Below are 17,558 nucleotides of genomic sequence, written 5' to 3'. Positions count from 1 at the left end.
CCGCCCTATAAGGGCGGCTGCCGATTCTGAGGACTAACACAGCAGGTATTACGCAGGACAAGCAGGTATTATCCTTGTTATGAGCCGTCCGACTACCTATTTCTTCTCTTTATCCTGCTCACCGCTCAGTACCTTCTTGGCTGCGGCCTGCGCCGTTCCAATGACTTGGGCCACCCCGGTGGACGGTGTAATCTCGCCTTTGAGGAATTTCTCAGTCACCTTATCCAGCTGATCCTTGACGCCAAGACCGCCGTAGCGTCCGCCGAAGACCCGCTCCACCTTACCTTCATCATTCATCGCATTGGCGATTGAGGCTTCATCCGGCAACACATTCTCCATCGACAATCTGCGGTTCTCCTGCCAGCTGTCGAACGGCTGCAGATCCTCCCAGATCTTTACGATTGTATCCGCATCCTTAACCCCTTTGGGAATGGCATAGGCTGCCGTCTGGCCCAGCGGATCGTAGTACTTGTCGGCCTGCGGGCCTTTTGGAATATAGACATATCCCCATTCATCCTTCATCTTGCCAAGAATACGCCCCTCGATTTCCCAGAGACCGCCCGGATACATAGCCACGGTGCCTTCTCCAAAATACTTAGCCGGGTCTTCCCAGTCGTTGCCCTCGTTAGGCTTAAACACCTTATCCTGGGTGTAGAGCTTATGAAGGAAGTTAAGCGCTTCCATAGATGCCGGTGAATCAAAGACCGCCTTCTGATTAGCTTCGTCGTAGATTTTGCCGCCGTTGCTGGCGATCAGCAGCTCCGAGATCACATAATGGGCTCCGGCCAGACCGTACTGGTCCATCTTCCCGTCCCCGTTCTTGTCAATCGTCAGCTTCTTCGCCGCATCAAGCATCGTATTCCAGTTCCAGTTATCCTCATCCATCAGCTGCTGCGGGTCCTTCAGACCTGCTTCCTTGAAAATACGCTTGTTGTAGAACACGCCGCTGTCGTTCGGGCTATACCAGCTCTCCAGGCCGTAGACCTTGTCGCCGCCGAAGCGCATGGAATCAATCACACTCTGATCGATGAGTGAATCCTTCAGATAATCATCCAGCGGTGTCAGGAAGCCGCCATGCATCAGGCCCCAGATGAAGCCGTCCGGCAGCCGGACAATCTCGGCAAACGGATCGCTCGCCATAACGGAAGAGGACAGCTTCTCGGCGGTGGACCAATACTCTGTATTCAGGTATTTAATCTTGACGTTGTATTTCTCTTCCACCGCTTTGATCCGTTCGCGGGCAAGCTCATCTGCCTCTGAATCCCCGACAGGAGTGGCATCCCACCAGTGGGAGATGCGGATCTCCCGCCCGTTCAGATTAGCAACCGGCGTTGCCGAAGGCGCTTCCGTTGCCGCTGGTGCCGTTTCACTGGCTGCCGGAGCCTGAGTCGCCTCCGCCGCCGGTGTTGCCGGTGCAGACGCATTATTCCCTCCGCTGCAACCGGTTACAAGTGTAACTAAGGCTGTCAGCAGCATAAGCCAAGCCGAGCTTTTCTTCTTCAACTGTTTCACTGTTCGCCACGCTCCCCTAATTTCAGTGATGTTAAGCTAATCCAAGATAGAACTGATTCAAGCATGTCTGCGTCCGTCCCCCGCTCCCTTCCCGATGTCATATTTATATAGTGGCGGATGCCAGCATATAAGCCTTTAAGGTAAGTCTTGAAATGATGAAAAGAAAACTTGGAATAACTGAACTTGGATACGGTTATTGCCGCCCCCTAAGGGCGGTGCCGTATAAGTGAGAAAGATAAGGAGCATTGCATGGCCGAATCGTCCCTTTAAGGGCGGTTCTACTCCAGAGGGAAGGATTAGGATTGTTGTACGGCCCATGCCGCCCCATTAGGAGCGATACTGCTTCAGAGGGAATATCAGGATCAACTGTGTACGACCCATGCCGTCCATCTAAGGAAGGTGCCTCTCTCGAGGAAAATATCAGGGTGACTGGTGGGTTATGGCTGCGATTTTCTTATACTTTTCAAATTGTCAGTAAATTCGCAAACTCGCCTTGTCCCATATGTACCGCAAGAGTAACCGCTTACTCAAAACCTTAAAAATAATGAAATGGGTTTCATGAAATCCATTTCATTATAACTTCTGCTTATCCCCTGGTCAATCCTACTTTACACAAATTCCATGCTTCAATCCAAAAACTTTCCAGAATACAGGCCCCCTCGTGCTGACGCACTCCACATACGCCTGGAAAGTTCTTGCCCGGCCCTGGATGAACATGCTTGAATGCTTGCGCGGCAGATTAATCTGGTAAGCAGCTTCCGTTAGGCTACTATGCGTGCTATTGCGTGAGCTATTCTGCGGGATTTTTCGGGCGTCCCGTGCTGTCGCGTACCACCAACTTAGGCTGGAGCACCGTGCGTTTCCTGGGATTTCCGCCGCTAATCAGCTCATGAAGCATCTCTACAGACAGCTCCCCCAGCTGGTTGGTGTTCTGCGACACCGTGGTCAGCTCCGGAATAACCGCTCTGGACAAGGGCGAATCGTCGAACCCCACGATCGACATATCTTCCGGTATCTTCAGCCCATGCTGAGTGGCAGACTTTAATGCCCCGATGGCCGTAAAATCATTCACACACAGCACCGCTGTCGGCCGGTCCTCCTGCTCCAGCATCCGGTCCATCAGCGCCCGTCCGCCCTCGATCGAGAAGTCGTGGAACATGACCCAATCCTTGCGCAGCGTAAGCCCCTGCTCCTTCAGCTTCATCCGTACAGACTTCAGCTTCACCTGAGTTGTCGAGGTCTCCTCCATCCCCCCGAGGAACCCGATTCTCCGGTGCCCCAGGTCCAGCAGATGCTGAGTAGCCAGCGCCGCCCCTTCTTCTTCATCGGTGTAAATACGGTGCAGGCCACTCCGGGGCAGATTGCCGTTGACCAGCACGATCGGCACATGCTTCGACAGCTCCACGACCTCCTGGGACAACGCCGGCGGACATTGGTTCAGGTTAATTCTTCCACCCAGGAAAATAATCCCGTCCACTCTTTTCTCCCGAAGAATGCTAAGGTACTCCGACTCGCGGCTATGCTCCCCCGCCGTATCGCAGAGGAAGAAGGTATAATGCTTCTCTCTGGCTACATTCTCGGCTCCCCAAAAGACCTCCGGGAAAAACGGGTTGGTGATGTCAGGCAGAATCATGGCGATGGTGCCGGTCTCCTTCTTGAGCAGACTGCGGGCAAGCGCGTTCGGCTGAAACTGGTGCTTCTCAATCACAGCCATGATGATCTTTCGGGTGCTCTCCTTGACCGGAGCTGTATTGTTGAGGACACGGGAGACTGTGGCTACGGACACCTGGGCCTCCTTGGCGATATCATATATGGTAATCGTCTTCATCCTTTACCTCCTTGGTCTTGCGTTCCTGGCTTATAGCAACTTACATCCGGGGCGGATGGCTGCGGGGGTTGGGGTAGGGCGGAGGAGTTGGCAGGGGGGAGGGAGTTGGGGCAGGGTGCTGTTAGAGTTGGCAGGGCGCGGGGGAGGACGGGCTGGTGCCTAGTAGCCCTTTATTCCTCCCAGTTACCAACTGCCCTTTCGCTCAACTGCCCACTTTCGGCGAATTCAGGGGCATTTGTGCCTCATTTCGCTCAGCCGCCCACTTTGGGTGAATTCAGGGGCATTTGTGCTCCTCATTTCGCTCAACCGCCCACTTTCGGCAAATTCAGGGGCACTTGTGCTCCTCATTTACGCCTGCGGCCCACTTCCGGCACATTTAATGGGATTTATACCTTTGGTTCGGCCGTGCGGCCCACTTCCCGCACATTTAATGGGATTTATCCCTTTGATTTTACCGTGTGGCCCACTTCCCGCACATTTAATGGGATTTATCCCTTGGATTGCGCCGTGCAGCTCACTTCTGGCACATTCAATGGGATTTATCCCTTTGATTTCACCGCGCGGCTCACTTCTGGCACTTTTAATGGGATTTATCCCTTTGGTTGCGCCGTGCGGCTCACTTCCGTTACTTTCAACAGGGTTTTGCAGCCTAATTCCGGCGCAGTTAGTGGCGCACATATACTATACTTTCGGCTGTTGAGGTCAGATAATACATACTTCCAGTTTGTCCACAACCGATGCCCCTACATTTGCTCAACAGCATACGGAAGCGGCGGCACTCTCTTTAGAAGGACGGCAGCCGTTGCAGTGTTGGTGAGAACACGAGGGAAGAACCCCCGTCTAGCACCAAACATACTAATCTTTACACTGCAATCGGCAGAGTGATGCTTGTCCCTTGGTGGACTGTATGGCTCAGCAGGGATTAGCATCGCGGTAGTGGGTGGGAGCCTACGTCCCTTGCTCATCGAAATAGCTGTTCAGCAGCTTGAGGAACACATTCGGAAAGGCATAATTCTTCATGTCCTCGCGGCTGATCCAGCGCTGCGCACCGCTGTCTGCCGCATCGGCGGCGGCATCCCCGCTGTCGAACAGCGCCAGCGGTGCGTCTTCCGCTGGCTGTGCTTCCAGCGCTGCAGCCAACGTGCTATCGCCGCGTCCCGCATGTGCCGCTCCAGACTCTGCCCCCAGCGCGCTATCGCCGCGCTCCACAAGCGCCGCCCCATACACCGCGCGGCTCTCCGCTGCCAGCGGCAGCGCCGCCTCTTCCCTGCAGCGGTACACCTGCAGGGTCCACACAATATGGCTGAATGTATGCTCCGCAGCCATCCAGTGCCCCTCAGGCCGGGCGAGAATCCCGGCCTGGCTCATGGACCGGCGCAGCCGGTCCAGCGCTGCCGCTTCCGGCAGCAGCGCACCGCGCGCGCCGCCAGCCTCAGCAGGCGGCGCAGGCCAGTGCGGCAGCTCCCACATGCGGGCCAAAAGCCCGCTAGCCGGCCGCTGCCGGATCAGTACCCGGCCCGCGTGCTCGCCGCGGCCCTCCACCAGGGCAGCCAGCCGCTCCTCCGGACGCGGCGGCTTCGCCTTGGTCTTGACGGGCAGCGAGGTCTCGCAGCCCGCCAGCCGCGCGGCGCAGTGCTCCATCACCGGGCACGGAAGGCAGCGCGGTGATTTCGGCGTGCAGATCAGCGCGCCAAGCTCCATCAGCGCCTGATTGAAGCTGCCCGCTTCCCCTTCGGGGATGAGCTCGGCGGCGAGCTTTTCCATTTTCACTCGGGTCGGGCCTTTAGCAATGTCATCCTCAATCCGAAAATACCGGGATAAGACGCGCATCACATTGCCATCCACCGCCGGCTCCGGACGGTTGAACGCGATGCTCAGAATAGCACCGGCTGTATACGGACCTACGCCCTTGAGGCTGAATACGGCATCGCGGTCATCCGGCACCTGCCCCCCGTACAGCTCCTTGACCTGCTTCGCCGCATGCTGGAGATTTCGGGCACGCGAGTAGTAGCCAAGCCCCTCCCAGCATTTCAGCACCTCTTCCTCCGGTGCATCTGCGAGCGCCTCCACGGTTGGAAACTGCTCAATGAAACGGTTGAAATAAGGAATTACCGTATCCACCCGGGTCTGCTGCAGCATAATCTCCGAGATCCAGATATAATACGGGTTGCGGTGGCGCCGCCACGGCAGGTCCCGCTTCTGGAGGTGATACCATTCCAGCAGGAACCGGCTGAAGAATAACTTGGCTTCCTGCTGCGCTTCTATGTGCTTCTCATCTGTGGTCATCGTTATTCTCCTTGCCGTTCATAATTATATAGTTACAGGCTGTGGCCGGGCGTCCGCTCCACCACCGCGAAGGCCGAGGCCAGTCCGCGGCTGTGCGTAATGGTGAGATGAATGATATACTCCTGCTCCGGCAGCCCCAGACGGGACCAGGCCTCCGCTGACAATATAGCGACTGGCTTGCCCAGCGCATCCGGCAGAATCTCAATATCCTGAAAACCCACCAGCTGTCCGATTCCGCAGCCCAACGCCTTCACAACCGCTTCCTTAGCCGAGAATCTCCCGGAGATGAATTCCGCTGTCTTCGCGCCTTTGCCTGCGGCCAGCCCCAGCTCCAGCCGGGTCAGAATTCTCCGGGAGAAGCGGCTACCCAGGCTGCCCTCCGTAATCCCGGCAACCCTGTCGATTTCCAGCACATCATGCCCGATTCCGTAAATCACACTCCCACACCTCTCCTGGCTCTGCATTCCTTAACCCTCTTATATTACCTTCTATCCTTACCCTGCGTCTAATGATATGATCTTGCTAGGACTCCACAGATCTCATGTAACAGTGAGGCCTGTCAGCTTCTTGGCCAAGTATTATTAATAATAGTCTTAGCGTCAGCTTTCTGCTATCTTAAAAGAAAAAAAACTGAAAGTCTATCACCCGCAAATCAGTTATATCTGGTAAAGAAGTGCAACCGCCATTTCCAAGATATTAAGGAAAGTAAGGAAAGGAAGAATACCTTATGTCCCGTAATTTTGAATTACCCGCAGGAGAGGATGCGGTGCTTCGCTGCTCCCATTTTCCCGCTCAGGGAGAGGCCCGCAGTGTAATAGTCATCGCTCACGGCTACAAAGGCTTCAAGGATTGGGGGATGTTCCCGTATACGGCACAGGCGCTCAGCGACGAGCATGAAGTGATCAGCTTCAACTTCTCCCATGCCGGCATCGGCGAGGATCTGCAGAATTTCACCGAGCTGGACAAGTTCGCCCGCAACACCTACCAGCGTGAGATCAAGGATATGGAGATCCTGCTTTCTTATCTGAGCCAGCACCACAGGTTCGGCAGCCTCCCGCTTTTCCTGTTAGGCCATAGCCGCGGCGGGGGCGACTCACTCCTCTACGCACTGGATCATCCGGCTGAAATTGCCGGGGTCATCTCCTGGAACGGGATCACCAGCCTGGACCTGTTCACAGAGCAGCAGAAGAGTGAGATGCGGGAGAAGGGCCGGACACATGTGCTCAACGGACGGACCGGACAGCAAATGCCGCTGGATGCCATCATTATAGAAGATCTGGAGCAGCAGGCGGAGCGTTACCAGATTGTAGAACGGATGAAGCAGGCCAGCTTCCCCGTTGTCCTGATTCAAGGCAGTGAGGACGGCGAGCATCTGCGGCGCGGCTCCGAGCAATTAACCCGGCTGCGGCCGGATATCGAATGGGTGCAGATTCCCGGCGGCAATCATACCTTTGGCACCGTTCACCCATTTGCCGGAACGACGCCCCAGTTGGAGCAGGCGATATCCGCTACCAGAGAGTTCATCAACCGGGTGCTGGCGGAGTAGATTCTTACTCCTACCAAAAAACCGCCGGAGCGTCTGCATCAAACGCAGCACCCCGGCGGCTCCGGCATTACCTGCTTAGATCCCCGGAATACTATCGCGCTTATGCGCCGTTCTCCGGAAGAAGCGCTCCAGCTTCTCAGCCGCTTCAGGGCTGACGGTCTTCCCCTCCAGATAATCGCTGTTCTCCTCATAGGTGATTCCAAGCTCTGTCTCATCCGTCTGGCCCGGCCAGAGTCCGGCCGTAGGGGCTTTGGTCACGATATCCGCCGGCACACCAAGCGCCGCAGCCAGCTGCCGCACCTGCCGTTTGTTCAGGGAAGACAGCGGTGTAATATCGACGGCGCCATCGCCCCACTTCGTATAGAATCCGGTAATCGCTTCAGAAGCATGATCGGTACCCACCACCAGCAGATTGTTCTCAAAAGCAAGCGCATACTGCATCACCATCCGCGTTCTCGCTTTTACATTCCCCTTGCCCTGATGGGTAATATGCTTGTGCTGGCCCAGAGCCTTCAGGCTATGCTCGACCTCGAGGGCGATCTCGTTCACCGCTTCTTCAATATTGGTCTCCACCGTATGGGTCAGCTCAAAAGCCCGGGCCACCGCATAGCTGTGCTCAATATCCTCCTGCTCCCCGTAAGGCTGGAACACCCCGAGTGTCATATACTCCTTGCCTTCCTCCGCCGTCAGCTCGTCCGTAGCCAGCTTGCACAGACCCGCAGCCACCGCGCTGTCCACACCCCCGCTAATCGCAATCAGCAGACCTCTGGCTCCCGCCTGGAGCGCATACGCTTTCAGGAAATCTACACGCCCCCGTATCTCCGCATCCGTATCAATCACCGGCTTAACTCCCAGTGCAGCAATAATCTCTTCCTGCAGACTCACAGGACCACCCCGTTTCTTAGAATTATAATCCCTGCCCTTATCATTAGAAAAAAATCCCGCATGAGCCAAGCCTCCGGCTGACGGCTGGCTGATGCGGGATCATTACTTATTCATGCTGCTGCCCTCAGGCTGCAGGACATTATTACTGGCACACGCGGTCAAAAACTTCCTTCAGCTCCGCAGCAATCTCGGCGGCCGAACGGTCTTCTACACCGTGACGTTCGATGAAGTGAATCAGCTCGCCGTCTTTCATCAGCGCGATGGACGGGGACGATGGCGGATACGGTGCGAAATATTCACGCGCCTTGGCGGTAGCATCCTTCTCCTGTCCGGCGAATACGGTGAACAGGTGATCCGGCAGAATCTCGTTCTGCAGCGCCTGGGCTACCCCTGGACGGCACTGTCCGGCGGCACAGCCGCATACGGAGTTAACAACAACCAGCGAAGTTCCCTTAGCTGCCGGAAGGGCTGCTTCCACATCCTCCGGGGTCAATAGCTCCTGAAATCCGATGCTTGTCAGATCGTCGCGCATAGGTTGAATAGAATCTCTCATATATTGATTAAAAGACATGGACATTTCTCTGCACTCTCCTTCATCACTTGAATTGAGATAAGGTCAGAACCCGGATAACGTTACCGCGTTCCAGCACTACTTGCTAACTTTATTATACATACATACTCTGTGAAAGCAAGAGAAGCAGCCGTCTCCAGCCTGCCGCTGCACAGCCTCGAAACGGTACCAGTCCCGACGGAATCCGCTACATATATACTGGGCTTTGGACAGTTCCCTCTCTGGACTCCACCGGAAAAGTAACGATGACCGAGGTCCCAGAGCCTACCTCCGATTCCACCCGGATCGTTCCGTTATGCCGCTCCGCAATACTAAGACAGAGCGGCAGGCCAAGTCCTGTCCCCTGGCTCTTGGTGGTGAAGAACGGGGTGAACAATTGTTTCAGCTGGCTCTGGGGCATACCGCCTCCGGTATCCGTAATAATCAGCAGCACGTTATCCTCATGCTCACAGGCAGCAAGCGTCAGTACGCCCTTGGCCTCCATCGCCTCCATGCCGTTGCGGGCCAAATTCAGAATCAGCTGCTTGATCTCCCGGACATTAAGCTGTAGCAGCGGCATCGTCGGGCTGATCTTCAGCTCCACGCTCTGGCCGCGAAGATTGGCATCCGCCCAGATCAGCGGCGTAAGCTCCTCCATAATAGGCTGGAGCCCGGCCGGCTCCTTGTCCGATACACGGGTCTGCGCCAGCGACAGAAAATCATTGATGATGCTGTTGGCCCGGTCCAGCTCCTCCATGACAATATGATAATAGGAGTGGAGATCCTCCGGGCTCTTTTCCCGCATCAGCTGCAGGAAGCCGCGTACTACCGCCATCGGGTTGCGGATCTCATGCGTAATTCCCGCAGCCATCTGTCCCACCAGCGACAGGCGCTCGACATTGTCCAGCTCACTGCGGATTTTCTCCTCTTCCGTCAAATCCTGAATAATCATGACGATTCCGCCCGGCTGCCCCGATTCATGCCGGAGCGGCGCGGTAAAAATATGATAGGTCATCGAATCGACCCTGATCTTGGTATTGGAACGCAGTCTGCTGCGCAGAACCTCCTCTAACCGGGTCAGGGCGGGCTGATCCATGCTTTTGCCGAAGATCTCACTTGCCGGACTCGACAAAATAATCTCTCTGGTCAACAGGGGGCAATGACGCTGCATCAGGGTCAGCATGTATTCATTCAGCTCCGTAACATACCCGTTGTCATCAAACTCCATAATATTCAGCGGAACCACATTCGTGATCTGCTGCATCTTCTCCGATTCCCACTGGAATTTCTCCGAGATCCCCTGCATCTGTATCCTGACTTGCAGCTTGTCCCAGGCCTTATCGATATAGAGGATAAACAAGGCGCCCAGAATTAAGGCCGTTAAGGCGTATAGCCCGGCCAGGGCGGCTTCAGCAGGAGGGATATCCAGGACGCTCCGGCCCTGCATATTCGGTACAATGACAATGAACAGCATGCTTGGAAAAAGCGCGCCCCACAAAATGGCGATTTTGCCGGGTATCGCGGATTTCTTGAACAGCCCGGACATGCCGAAGAGCAGCGGATACATTAGCACCCCTGTATTCAAGAAAAGATGCTCCAACCCTGACGGCACCCAGAACAATGCAGTGCAGAAGAAGAAATACAGCGCCAGGTAGATACTGGAGGGCAGATTGCCATATAAGATCCCCAGATAGGCCGGGAGAATCGCCAGATTCAAATAGACCACTCCGAACATCGTATCCGATAGTGCCATGCACAACGTAATGCCCAGCGCGCAGCAGATCATTAGAAAGGTGTGATCATCGGGAAACTTGATGCTCCGGCGCAGGGGATCGCCCCGGTCCAGCCTCCACTGAAAGAGAAACAGAAAAATGCAGGCAGCCGATATTTGCAATAAAATATCCTTTACCGCATAAATAATTGCAATCACTCCTCAAATTGGTTAAAATTCCTTTTCCACTTAGATTAAAGCACAACCGCGCTTTCCTGACAACGATAATCAGGTTTCGGTCGCCTGGGTCTGGCTACGCTCTCCCTGGAATGGTATGATGCCGTTAATAGAATGTCGCAATAAGTAAAAGGAGCAAATGAATGAATAGCTATGATGTAATCGTCATTGGAGGCGGCCCGTCCGGGCTGATGGCCAGTGTAGCCGCAGCCGGACACGGGGCGTCCGTACTTCTGATCGACAAAGGGGCGAAGCTGGGCCGCAAGCTGGGAATTTCAGGCGGCGGGCGCTGCAATGTTACCAATATAAAGGAGACCTCGGAGCTGATCGCCCATATTCCGGGCAACGGCCGTTTTTTATATAGCTCGTTTGATCATTTCAACAACCGGGATATTATAGATTTCTTTGAGGGGCTGGGCATCGCCTTGAAGGAGGAGGATAACGGGCGGATGTTCCCTGTATCGGACAAGGCCGCAAGCGTAGTATCCGCACTGGTGGGTAAGGTGCGGAGCCTTGACGTGCAGATCATGACGGACAGCCCGGTTCGGGAGGTTCTCTACGAGGAAGGAGCTGTCCGGGGCATCCGCCTGGAGTCAGGCCAAGCCTTCGGCGCGAAGGCTGTCATCATCGCCACCGGAGGCAAGTCTGTGCCGCAGACCGGCTCTACCGGCGACGGATACCCATGGGCTGCCGCTGCCGGACATACGATCACGGAGCTGTTCCCGACCGAAGTCCCCATTCTCTCACGGGAGGCGTGGATCAAATCCGGGGAGCTTCAGGGCTTGTCCCTCCGCGATGTCACGCTGAGTGTCTGGAATCAGAGGGGCAAGAAGGTGATCTCCCACCGGGGAGATATGATCTTCACCCATTTCGGCTTATCCGGCCCGATCGCGCTGCGCTGCAGCCAGTTCCTGCGCCAGGTTCAGCAGAAGTCGGGAACCGATAACGTAGAGATGTCCATCGACCTTTTCCCGGACTTGTCCCTCCAGGAGGCGGAGTCTATGCTCCAGAATAAGCTGGATCTGGAGCCGAAGAAGGCTATCCGCAACTCGCTGAAGGGCCTGCTGCCCGAGCGCCTGATCCCGCTGCTGCTGGCGTGGTGCAGTCTGGACGGGGAGATTACAGGCCATCATCTGCCGAAGACTGGCCTTGGGGCGCTGGCTGCCCTGGTGAAGCGGATGCCTGTTCAGGTTCATGGAACACGTTCCCTGGCGGAAGCCTTCGTGACCGGCGGCGGAGTCGCGCTCAAGGAGATTGACCCCAAGACCATGCAGTCCAAGCTGACCGCAGGCCTCTATTTCTGCGGTGAGATTCTTGATATTCACGGGTATACCGGCGGCTATAATATTACCGCCGCCTTCTCCACCGGCTATACGGCCGGCAAGCATGCGGCGGCGCAGTAAGGCGGATAAGCAGTGCTTATAGTTAGAACAGCCAGAACAGCAAAGAGCCTTCCCCCGGCTTGTGGAGGAAGGCTCTTTGCTGTTATCTTGCAAATCTTATGACACTGAAGATACGTCCGATCCAGATTCCGGCTGCTGCTCCTACAGGGATAAAGATCAGTAGGCCCCACCAGCCATAGGCAGGAATGCAGAGCATGGCGGAGCACAGGACGGCGAAGGGCGTCAGCAGAATGGGCATCGCCTTGGAACCGGCGTCCGCCTTCTGCACCTTAGTGAACGGCAGAATGCCGATATAATCATCCCCGGAGAACAGATTCCAGAAGGAGGTCAACCAGTACGCCATCATACTCGTCAAGACAATATATAGCAGCCATTTCAGCACTACCGGCACAATAAGGATAGCCACCAGCGATACCCCGGTGAACTGCAAATACAGCTTGAGATGGGCCGGATTGCGCAGCATCGCCTTCATCCCCGCGGCGGCGAAGCGGCTCTCGGGCAACTTCGAAGCCAGCAGCGGCTGCGACTTGCGGAAGATCCAGGGCTTATAGCGCGTCGGCCGCGGCTTATCCAGCACACGGCGCAGCAGAATCGCTGCAATTCTCATCCGCTGCTTGTAGTCTTCGCGCACATCGTTCACGAACGTGCCGCGCAGGCGCAAGCGGGCTCTGAATGCCAGGACGGTCACAACCGCGTAGCCGGCAGCCGCCAGGAACAGAAGGGCTGGACTGTCCTTCCAGAAGAGCGCGAGACGCAGGTAGATCCCGCAGGGTACGGCCACCGCCAGGATCAGCCACAGCCGGCGGCGGAAGCCCTGCCGCTGCACCTTGACGATATGGCCCAGCAGCTTAACAGCCCAGCTGCAGGTTATGGTCAGCACCAGCAGACCATAGGCGCTTGCCGCGCTCAGATCATAGCCGCGGATCAGAAACGGCAGCAGAATGACGTACACCGCCGCCATCTTCAGCGCAGTTACCGCTAGGCTATAGACCATTCCGCCCTTGAGGATCGTGCTGATCCAGTTCTGGCGCTGCCGCAGGAACAGCAGATCGCCTTCCTGGAGCAGCAGTACGATCCCTCCGGTTGCCAGCAGAATGGCCAGCAGCGAAGGCACAACAACAAAGGGTACATGGCTGAACCACCCCGGAAGATTGCCGCTCCAGTAGCCATAATAGAAGCGGCCGCCGAGGAGGCCCCCCGGGATGAGGATATACAGCAGGACTGTCCAGTCTACAGCCGTACGGATAATAGCAGTCTGCTCCCGGAAATGGGAAAATAGTCTTCGTCTTAAGAGATTCCTTGCAGCCGGGAACGCAAATGAATTCCGGCTCATGTTAATTCGTCGAAGCAATCAAACAGCGATCCCTCCGGCAGCCCCGCTTCCCCGCGTATTGCCGCAAGTGTCCCCTCGGCGGCAATTTTGCCTCCGGAGATCAGAATGAAGCTGTCGCAGATTTTCTCCGCTGTATCCAGAACATGCGTGGACATCAGCACCCCGGCGCCGCGCTCCCGTTCCGCCTCCAGCAGGCGCAGGAAATCCTTGGTGGCTCTGGGATCAAGCCCGATGAACGGCTCGTCCACAATATAGACATCCGGCTGTACCAGGAAGCCGAGCATGAGCATCATCTTCTGCTTCATCCCCTTGGAGAAGCCCGCCGGCAGATCATCGCGCACATGGGTCATGCTGAACTGTACAAGCAGTTGTTCAGCCGTGGACTCGAAGGCTTCATAGCTTAAGCCGTAGGCGGCAGCGGCCAGATCAAGATGCTCCCACAGCGTAAGGTCCTCGTAGAATACCGGCTGCTCCGGCACGTAGGCGTAGGACTTATTCTCGCCGCCCAGCTTCACCCGGGCTTTGGCATGCTTCAGCAGACCTAGCAGGGTCTTGATCGTAGTGCTTTTGCCGGCCCCGTTCGGTCCGATCAGTCCCAGCAGCTCGCCCTTTCTTACCTGGAAAGAGATTCCTGAGATGCGGATATCTCCTGCCTCATAGCCCGCTTCCTCAATCACTACATCAAGCACGGTATCCTCATCATCGTAGTCATCATCGTCGTCGTCGTAATACTTGTTGATCCGGTCCTCCGTCTGCTTCGGAGCCTTCTGTTCCTCTGAGCCTTCTGTCTCTTCCATGTATCTCTCCATCTCCTGTATCATCATTCAATATAATGCGATCATAGCACCATAGACGGGCCTTTGCTGCAATAATTTTCACCCTTCACCCGTCCTTCAAAAGATTGTTCAATTTTTCATTATTAAAAGTGTGCTTATTGTGACAAATGACATGTTCTTCAAACTTTGTTTGACGTATTGTAAAGCTAGATATCAGGAAGCAAGTATTCCAAACCGTGCGGATAAGCCCGTACGATTAACAATAGAGGTGGAGAAGCATGATACAATCCTATGAACGCGATACTCAGTTGACCCTGCATTTGTACAGAGTTTTTGCCAAATCCTTCAAGAGTATTAACGAGCATGCTGTAACCGGCAGCAAGATTGAAGGCTTCAACCCGACGGCCTTCGCAGTCATGGAGGTTCTCTTTTACAAAGGACCACAGCCGATCCAGCAGATCGGTGCCAAGCTGCTGCTTCAGAGCGGCAACGTTACTTATGTGATCGACAAGCTGGAGGAACGCGGCTACCTGCAGCGTAAGCCTTGCCCTAGCGACCGCCGTGTTATTTTTGCCGAGCTGACTACCGAGGGCGAACGCCTGATGAACGAGATGTATCCGAAGTACTCAGAGCGCCTGCATCTGGCCTTCAGCGGACTCAGTGACGAAGAGAAGGAACAGATGATTGTGCTGCTGAAGAAGATGGGCCTGCAGGCTGAGAAGCTCTCCCCGCTCCCGCGCAAATAAGCTTAGTTGAGGAATCGGATGTTGTGAATATATTCACTACCATTAAAATCGCTCCTTTGGTAAATGGAAGGTCCGCCATCCATCCCCAAAGGAGCGATTTCTTTGTATGTTCAAAAAGAGAAGCTTAGCGCTTCGAAGGTGTGCTTACTTCCTGTATGGAAGGCACCCCTTGGTCAAGGCGCACCGAGATCACCAAGGATATCACAGCGAACACGGCCATTACGATGAACAGGGAGTGCAGACCGCCCTCCAGCGCACCTTGGAGACTGCTCCAGGCTTCCCCGGACAGCACGCTTCCGCTATGCGGGTTAAGCAGCTGGTTGATATCCGCGCCGGAGGCGGCGGCTCCCGGCTGTTCCGCCAGGCTCCGGTCAATACTGAAGTTCAGCCACGAGCCGAAGATCGCCACCCCGACGGTCTGCCCGAGTGAGCGGGTGAAGGTGTTCAGTGCCGTAGACGCACCGCGCTGCTCATGCTGCACCGAGGACTGGGCGATTATGGTGAAGACTGTCGAGGCATAGCCGAAGCCCACCCCGCAGAAGAGCATCAGCACCAGAAGCAGCAGCTGCGAGGAGTCTGCATTCATCAGCGTAAGCCCCACGGCTGCGATAACAATCAGCGACAGGCCGAGCATTCCCGTGCGGCGCGTGCCTGCACGCAGAATCATCCGCCCGCCCGCGATAGAGCCCAGCATCCAGCCGACCGACATCGGCGCCAGGAGCAGGCCCGAGAGGGCGGCGCTTTTGCCGAATACGCCCTGCACCCACAGCGGAACATACGTAGACAAGCCGATAATGAGCGTACTGACCAGCAGATTCGCACCTGTAGAGACCGCAATATTACGGATGGAGAACAGCTCCAGCGGCAGCATCGGCTCGGCGGCCCGGCGCTCCACGAACAGGAACACCACCAGCAGCAGAACAGCCGCCAGGAGAATGGCCAGCAGCAGCGGAGAAGTCCAAGGCAGGCTCTGTCCTCCAGTCGTCAGGCCAAACAGCAGTGCCCCCATGCCCGCAGCGAACAGCAGCACTCCGGCTACATCGATCTTCGTCTTGCGGCGGACCTTCTCTTCCTTCAGATACCGTGAGATGAAGATAATCGACAGCAGTCCGAAGGGCAGATTGAACACGAATACCCAGCGCCAGCTTAAGTAATCCACTACATAACCGCCAAGCAGCGGCCCGACCAGCGAAGAAATCCCCCACACCGAGCTAAGCAGCCCCTGCGTCTTCGCCCGTTCCTTCAGGCTGTAGATATCTCCGATAATGGTAAAAGTCATCGGAATCAGCGCCCCGGCACCGATCCCCTGAATCCCCCGGTAAATAATCAGCTGCTGCATACTCTGCGAGACTCCGCATAACAGCGAACCTGCCAGGAAAACTACGGCGCCGCCGATGAACACGGGCTTCCTCCCGATCAGATCACTCAGCTTGCCAAAAATCGGCGTGGTCACTGCCATCGCCAGCAGATAAGCTGTAAAGATCCAGCTCAGCCACTGCATCCCCTGGAAATCCCCTACGATAGCCGGACCCGCCGGACCCGTTACCGTCCCTTCAATCGCTGCCAGAAATGTAGCCAGCAGTACGCCTGTCAATATTAACTTCCGCTGCTTTTCCCCCATTGAACTCAATGAATCCATACCTTCTCTCTATATTCTCTCTGTTCTCTCTTCTGCGCCCGTATCTCCTTGCAGCAGGGAATACATCACTACATCCTGATAACCGGACGCCGTATGCCGGTATTGCCGCAGCAAGCCTTCCTGCCGGAAGCCAAGTCCCGTAAGCAGCCGCTCTGCGCGAAGGTTGTCCGGATGGCACAAGGCTTCCATCCGGTTCAGCCCCATGCTCTGGAAGCCGAACGCAAGCACCAGCTCCAGCGCCTCCCGCATGAACCCCTGGCGCACAGCAGCCGGTGACAGCTCGAAGCCGATCTCTCCCCGGTAGGCACCTTGCAGCTGCCAGTGGTTATAGCCGCAGCTGCCGATGACAACATCTTCCGGGCCAAGGATGCTCCAGCGCAGGCTCTCTTCCTCCACAGCCCACTCCGCGAGCAGATCAATCAGTGCTTCTGCATCCTCCACAGAGGACAGAGGCGGGCCATCCAGCCAGGGCGCTACCGCCGGATGACTCCAAATCCCAAACAGCGCCTGCGCGTCTGCGGGCAGCATCGCCCGCAGACGTACCCTCCGTCCGCTTAATTCCGGGATAACCCCCCCGCACACATACATGTTCCGGTCCCCTTTCAACCCTATCAGTATACATCTTATTCTGCCCGAGCGGCGCGTTTACCTGTCACTCCCGCTTACCCATCACAAATAGCGTCTGCCCCCATAGCTTGCCGCCACAGGGTCAAACGCTGTACCTAATGCCAAATGTTATGTCCCATTTCGTGCAGCCGCATTCAGACTTAACCTGACGCACCCGCTGCCTTAACCGGCTTAAGCACCTCGGTGCACAGTACGCCAAGCTTGGCCTGAATGGCTTTGAATTCTTCAATTCCCGTTCCCGTGATACTATAAGCATCACCATGGGCTGTAAGGAAATTCTCCTGGGTTAGCCGTTCCAGCTCCTGTTTCACTTCGCGCTCCGCCACCCGGTACCCCAGCTTCTCCAGCTCCGGCAGCATTTCCGTTAGTTTCAGATCCTTCTCATGTGCACAATAGAGCATGTGGATTCCAATAAACAAGTTCTGTACGTCGGCGCGCATGTTTCACTCCTTCTGGCTACTAGCCTGTTGTATTTATAA

Annotated in this window: 15 protein-coding genes; 3 read left to right on the top strand and 12 right to left on the bottom strand. The window is 55.8% G+C overall.

All coding sequences use genetic code 11. From position 1 onward, the window contains the following. Positions 1-96: 96 nt before the first annotated feature. From ACFSX3_RS03445 to acpS, 4 genes are all read right to left on the bottom strand, one after another. Positions 97-1,512 carry an extracellular solute-binding protein gene (locus ACFSX3_RS03445; protein ID WP_209993719.1) on the bottom strand — a complete coding sequence of 472 codons (1,416 nt, stop codon included), beginning with the start codon at positions 1,510-1,512 and terminating at the stop codon, positions 97-99. A gap of 790 nt (positions 1,513-2,302) precedes the next feature. Continuing rightward, positions 2,303-3,340 carry a LacI family DNA-binding transcriptional regulator gene (locus ACFSX3_RS03440; protein WP_209993718.1) on the bottom strand — a complete coding sequence of 346 codons (1,038 nt, stop codon included), beginning with the start codon at positions 3,338-3,340 and terminating at the stop codon, positions 2,303-2,305. 948 nt (positions 3,341-4,288) lie between these two features. Next, positions 4,289-5,626 carry an A/G-specific adenine glycosylase gene (gene mutY / locus ACFSX3_RS03435; RefSeq protein ID WP_209993717.1) on the bottom strand — a complete coding sequence of 446 codons (1,338 nt, stop codon included), beginning with the start codon at positions 5,624-5,626 and terminating at the stop codon, positions 4,289-4,291. Between the two features lie 32 nt (positions 5,627-5,658). Continuing rightward, positions 5,659-6,063: a holo-ACP synthase gene (gene acpS / locus ACFSX3_RS03430; protein WP_209993716.1), complete on the bottom strand. Its 405-nt coding sequence runs from the start codon at positions 6,061-6,063 to the stop codon at positions 5,659-5,661. A 290-nt stretch (positions 6,064-6,353) separates the two neighbouring features. Here acpS and ACFSX3_RS03425 point away from each other — a divergent pair, with 290 nt between their 5' ends. Beyond that, positions 6,354-7,172, top strand: a complete 819-nt coding sequence (locus tag ACFSX3_RS03425; RefSeq protein ID WP_209993715.1) for an alpha/beta hydrolase family protein — start codon at positions 6,354-6,356, stop codon at positions 7,170-7,172. A gap of 75 nt (positions 7,173-7,247) precedes the next feature. Here the strand turns inward: ACFSX3_RS03425 and nadE are convergent, their stop codons facing one another. From nadE to ACFSX3_RS03410, 3 genes are all read right to left on the bottom strand, one after another. After that, the gene (gene nadE, locus ACFSX3_RS03420) at positions 7,248-8,057 is read right to left on the bottom strand and encodes an ammonia-dependent NAD(+) synthetase (protein WP_209993714.1); all 810 of its coding nucleotides are present in this window, start codon (positions 8,055-8,057) and stop codon (positions 7,248-7,250) included. Between the two features lie 142 nt (positions 8,058-8,199). Then, positions 8,200-8,634 carry a BrxA/BrxB family bacilliredoxin gene (locus ACFSX3_RS03415; RefSeq protein WP_209993713.1) on the bottom strand — a complete coding sequence of 145 codons (435 nt, stop codon included), beginning with the start codon at positions 8,632-8,634 and terminating at the stop codon, positions 8,200-8,202. A 181-nt stretch (positions 8,635-8,815) separates the two neighbouring features. Then, positions 8,816-10,501, bottom strand: a complete 1,686-nt coding sequence (locus tag ACFSX3_RS03410; protein WP_379312608.1) for an ATP-binding protein — start codon at positions 10,499-10,501, stop codon at positions 8,816-8,818. Positions 10,502-10,698: 197 nt separating this feature from the next. Between ACFSX3_RS03410 and ACFSX3_RS03405 the strand changes: the two genes are divergently transcribed. Continuing rightward, entirely contained in the window at positions 10,699-11,958 is a 1,260-nt protein-coding gene (locus ACFSX3_RS03405) for a BaiN/RdsA family NAD(P)/FAD-dependent oxidoreductase (protein WP_209993712.1), read from the top strand. An 82-nt stretch (positions 11,959-12,040) separates the two neighbouring features. On the opposite strand, the gene ACFSX3_RS03400 is transcribed toward ACFSX3_RS03405, so the two are convergent. Next, a complete protein-coding gene (locus ACFSX3_RS03400; RefSeq protein ID WP_379258089.1) occupies positions 12,041-13,309 on the bottom strand; it encodes an ABC transporter permease in 1,269 nt (422 codons plus the stop codon). Further along, positions 13,288-14,088: an ABC transporter ATP-binding protein gene (locus ACFSX3_RS03395; RefSeq protein WP_209993710.1), complete on the bottom strand. Its 801-nt coding sequence runs from the start codon at positions 14,086-14,088 to the stop codon at positions 13,288-13,290. Before ACFSX3_RS03395 ends, ACFSX3_RS03400 begins: the two co-directional genes overlap by 22 nt. A gap of 257 nt (positions 14,089-14,345) precedes the next feature. Here ACFSX3_RS03395 and ACFSX3_RS03390 point away from each other — a divergent pair, with 257 nt between their 5' ends. Then, positions 14,346-14,813, top strand: coding sequence for a MarR family winged helix-turn-helix transcriptional regulator (locus tag ACFSX3_RS03390; protein ID WP_036700143.1), 468 nt, complete (start codon positions 14,346-14,348; stop codon positions 14,811-14,813). Between the two features lie 124 nt (positions 14,814-14,937). On the opposite strand, the gene ACFSX3_RS03385 is transcribed toward ACFSX3_RS03390, so the two are convergent. The 3 genes from ACFSX3_RS03385 to ACFSX3_RS03375 all read right to left on the bottom strand — a co-directional run bounded on the left by ACFSX3_RS03385 (position 14,938) and on the right by ACFSX3_RS03375 (position 17,519). Next, a complete protein-coding gene (locus ACFSX3_RS03385; protein ID WP_379312616.1) occupies positions 14,938-16,434 on the bottom strand; it encodes an MDR family MFS transporter in 1,497 nt (498 codons plus the stop codon). Positions 16,435-16,461: 27 nt separating this feature from the next. Next, positions 16,462-17,040, bottom strand: coding sequence for a GNAT family N-acetyltransferase (locus tag ACFSX3_RS03380; RefSeq protein ID WP_209993708.1), 579 nt, complete (start codon positions 17,038-17,040; stop codon positions 16,462-16,464). Between the two features lie 179 nt (positions 17,041-17,219). Beyond that, complete coding sequence (locus ACFSX3_RS03375) at positions 17,220-17,519, bottom strand: hypothetical protein (RefSeq protein ID WP_209993707.1); 300 nt, start codon at positions 17,517-17,519, stop codon at positions 17,220-17,222. Positions 17,520-17,558 lie beyond the last annotated feature (39 nt).

The sequence above is a fragment of the Paenibacillus rhizoplanae genome (assembly GCF_042684125.1).
In the GTDB taxonomy this organism is placed as follows: domain Bacteria; phylum Bacillota; class Bacilli; order Paenibacillales; family Paenibacillaceae; genus Paenibacillus_AQ; species Paenibacillus_AQ rhizoplanae.
Note: the sequence above shows the minus strand (reverse complement) of the source record. Positions and strands in the feature narration are given on the sequence as shown.

Excerpts from the sequence above, each read along its gene's own strand:
- ACFSX3_RS03440 (WP_209993718.1), bottom strand. The coding sequence starts at position 3,340 with ATGAAGACGATTACCATATATGATATCGCCAAGGAGGCCCAGGTGTCC.
- mutY (WP_209993717.1), bottom strand. The coding sequence starts at position 5,626 with ATGACCACAGATGAGAAGCACATAGAAGCGCAGCAGGAAGCCAAGTTA.
- ACFSX3_RS03425 (WP_209993715.1), top strand. The coding sequence starts at position 6,354 with ATGTCCCGTAATTTTGAATTACCCGCAGGAGAGGATGCGGTGCTTCGC.
- ACFSX3_RS03415 (WP_209993713.1), bottom strand. The coding sequence starts at position 8,634 with ATGTCCATGTCTTTTAATCAATATATGAGAGATTCTATTCAACCTATG.
- ACFSX3_RS03405 (WP_209993712.1), top strand. The coding sequence starts at position 10,699 with ATGAATAGCTATGATGTAATCGTCATTGGAGGCGGCCCGTCCGGGCTG.
- ACFSX3_RS03395 (WP_209993710.1), bottom strand. The coding sequence starts at position 14,088 with ATGGAAGAGACAGAAGGCTCAGAGGAACAGAAGGCTCCGAAGCAGACG.
- ACFSX3_RS03390 (WP_036700143.1), top strand. The coding sequence starts at position 14,346 with ATGATACAATCCTATGAACGCGATACTCAGTTGACCCTGCATTTGTAC.
- ACFSX3_RS03385 (WP_379312616.1), bottom strand. The coding sequence starts at position 16,434 with ATGGGGGAAAAGCAGCGGAAGTTAATATTGACAGGCGTACTGCTGGCT.
- ACFSX3_RS03380 (WP_209993708.1), bottom strand. The coding sequence starts at position 17,040 with ATGTATGTGTGCGGGGGGGTTATCCCGGAATTAAGCGGACGGAGGGTA.
- ACFSX3_RS03375 (WP_209993707.1), bottom strand. The coding sequence starts at position 17,519 with ATGCGCGCCGACGTACAGAACTTGTTTATTGGAATCCACATGCTCTAT.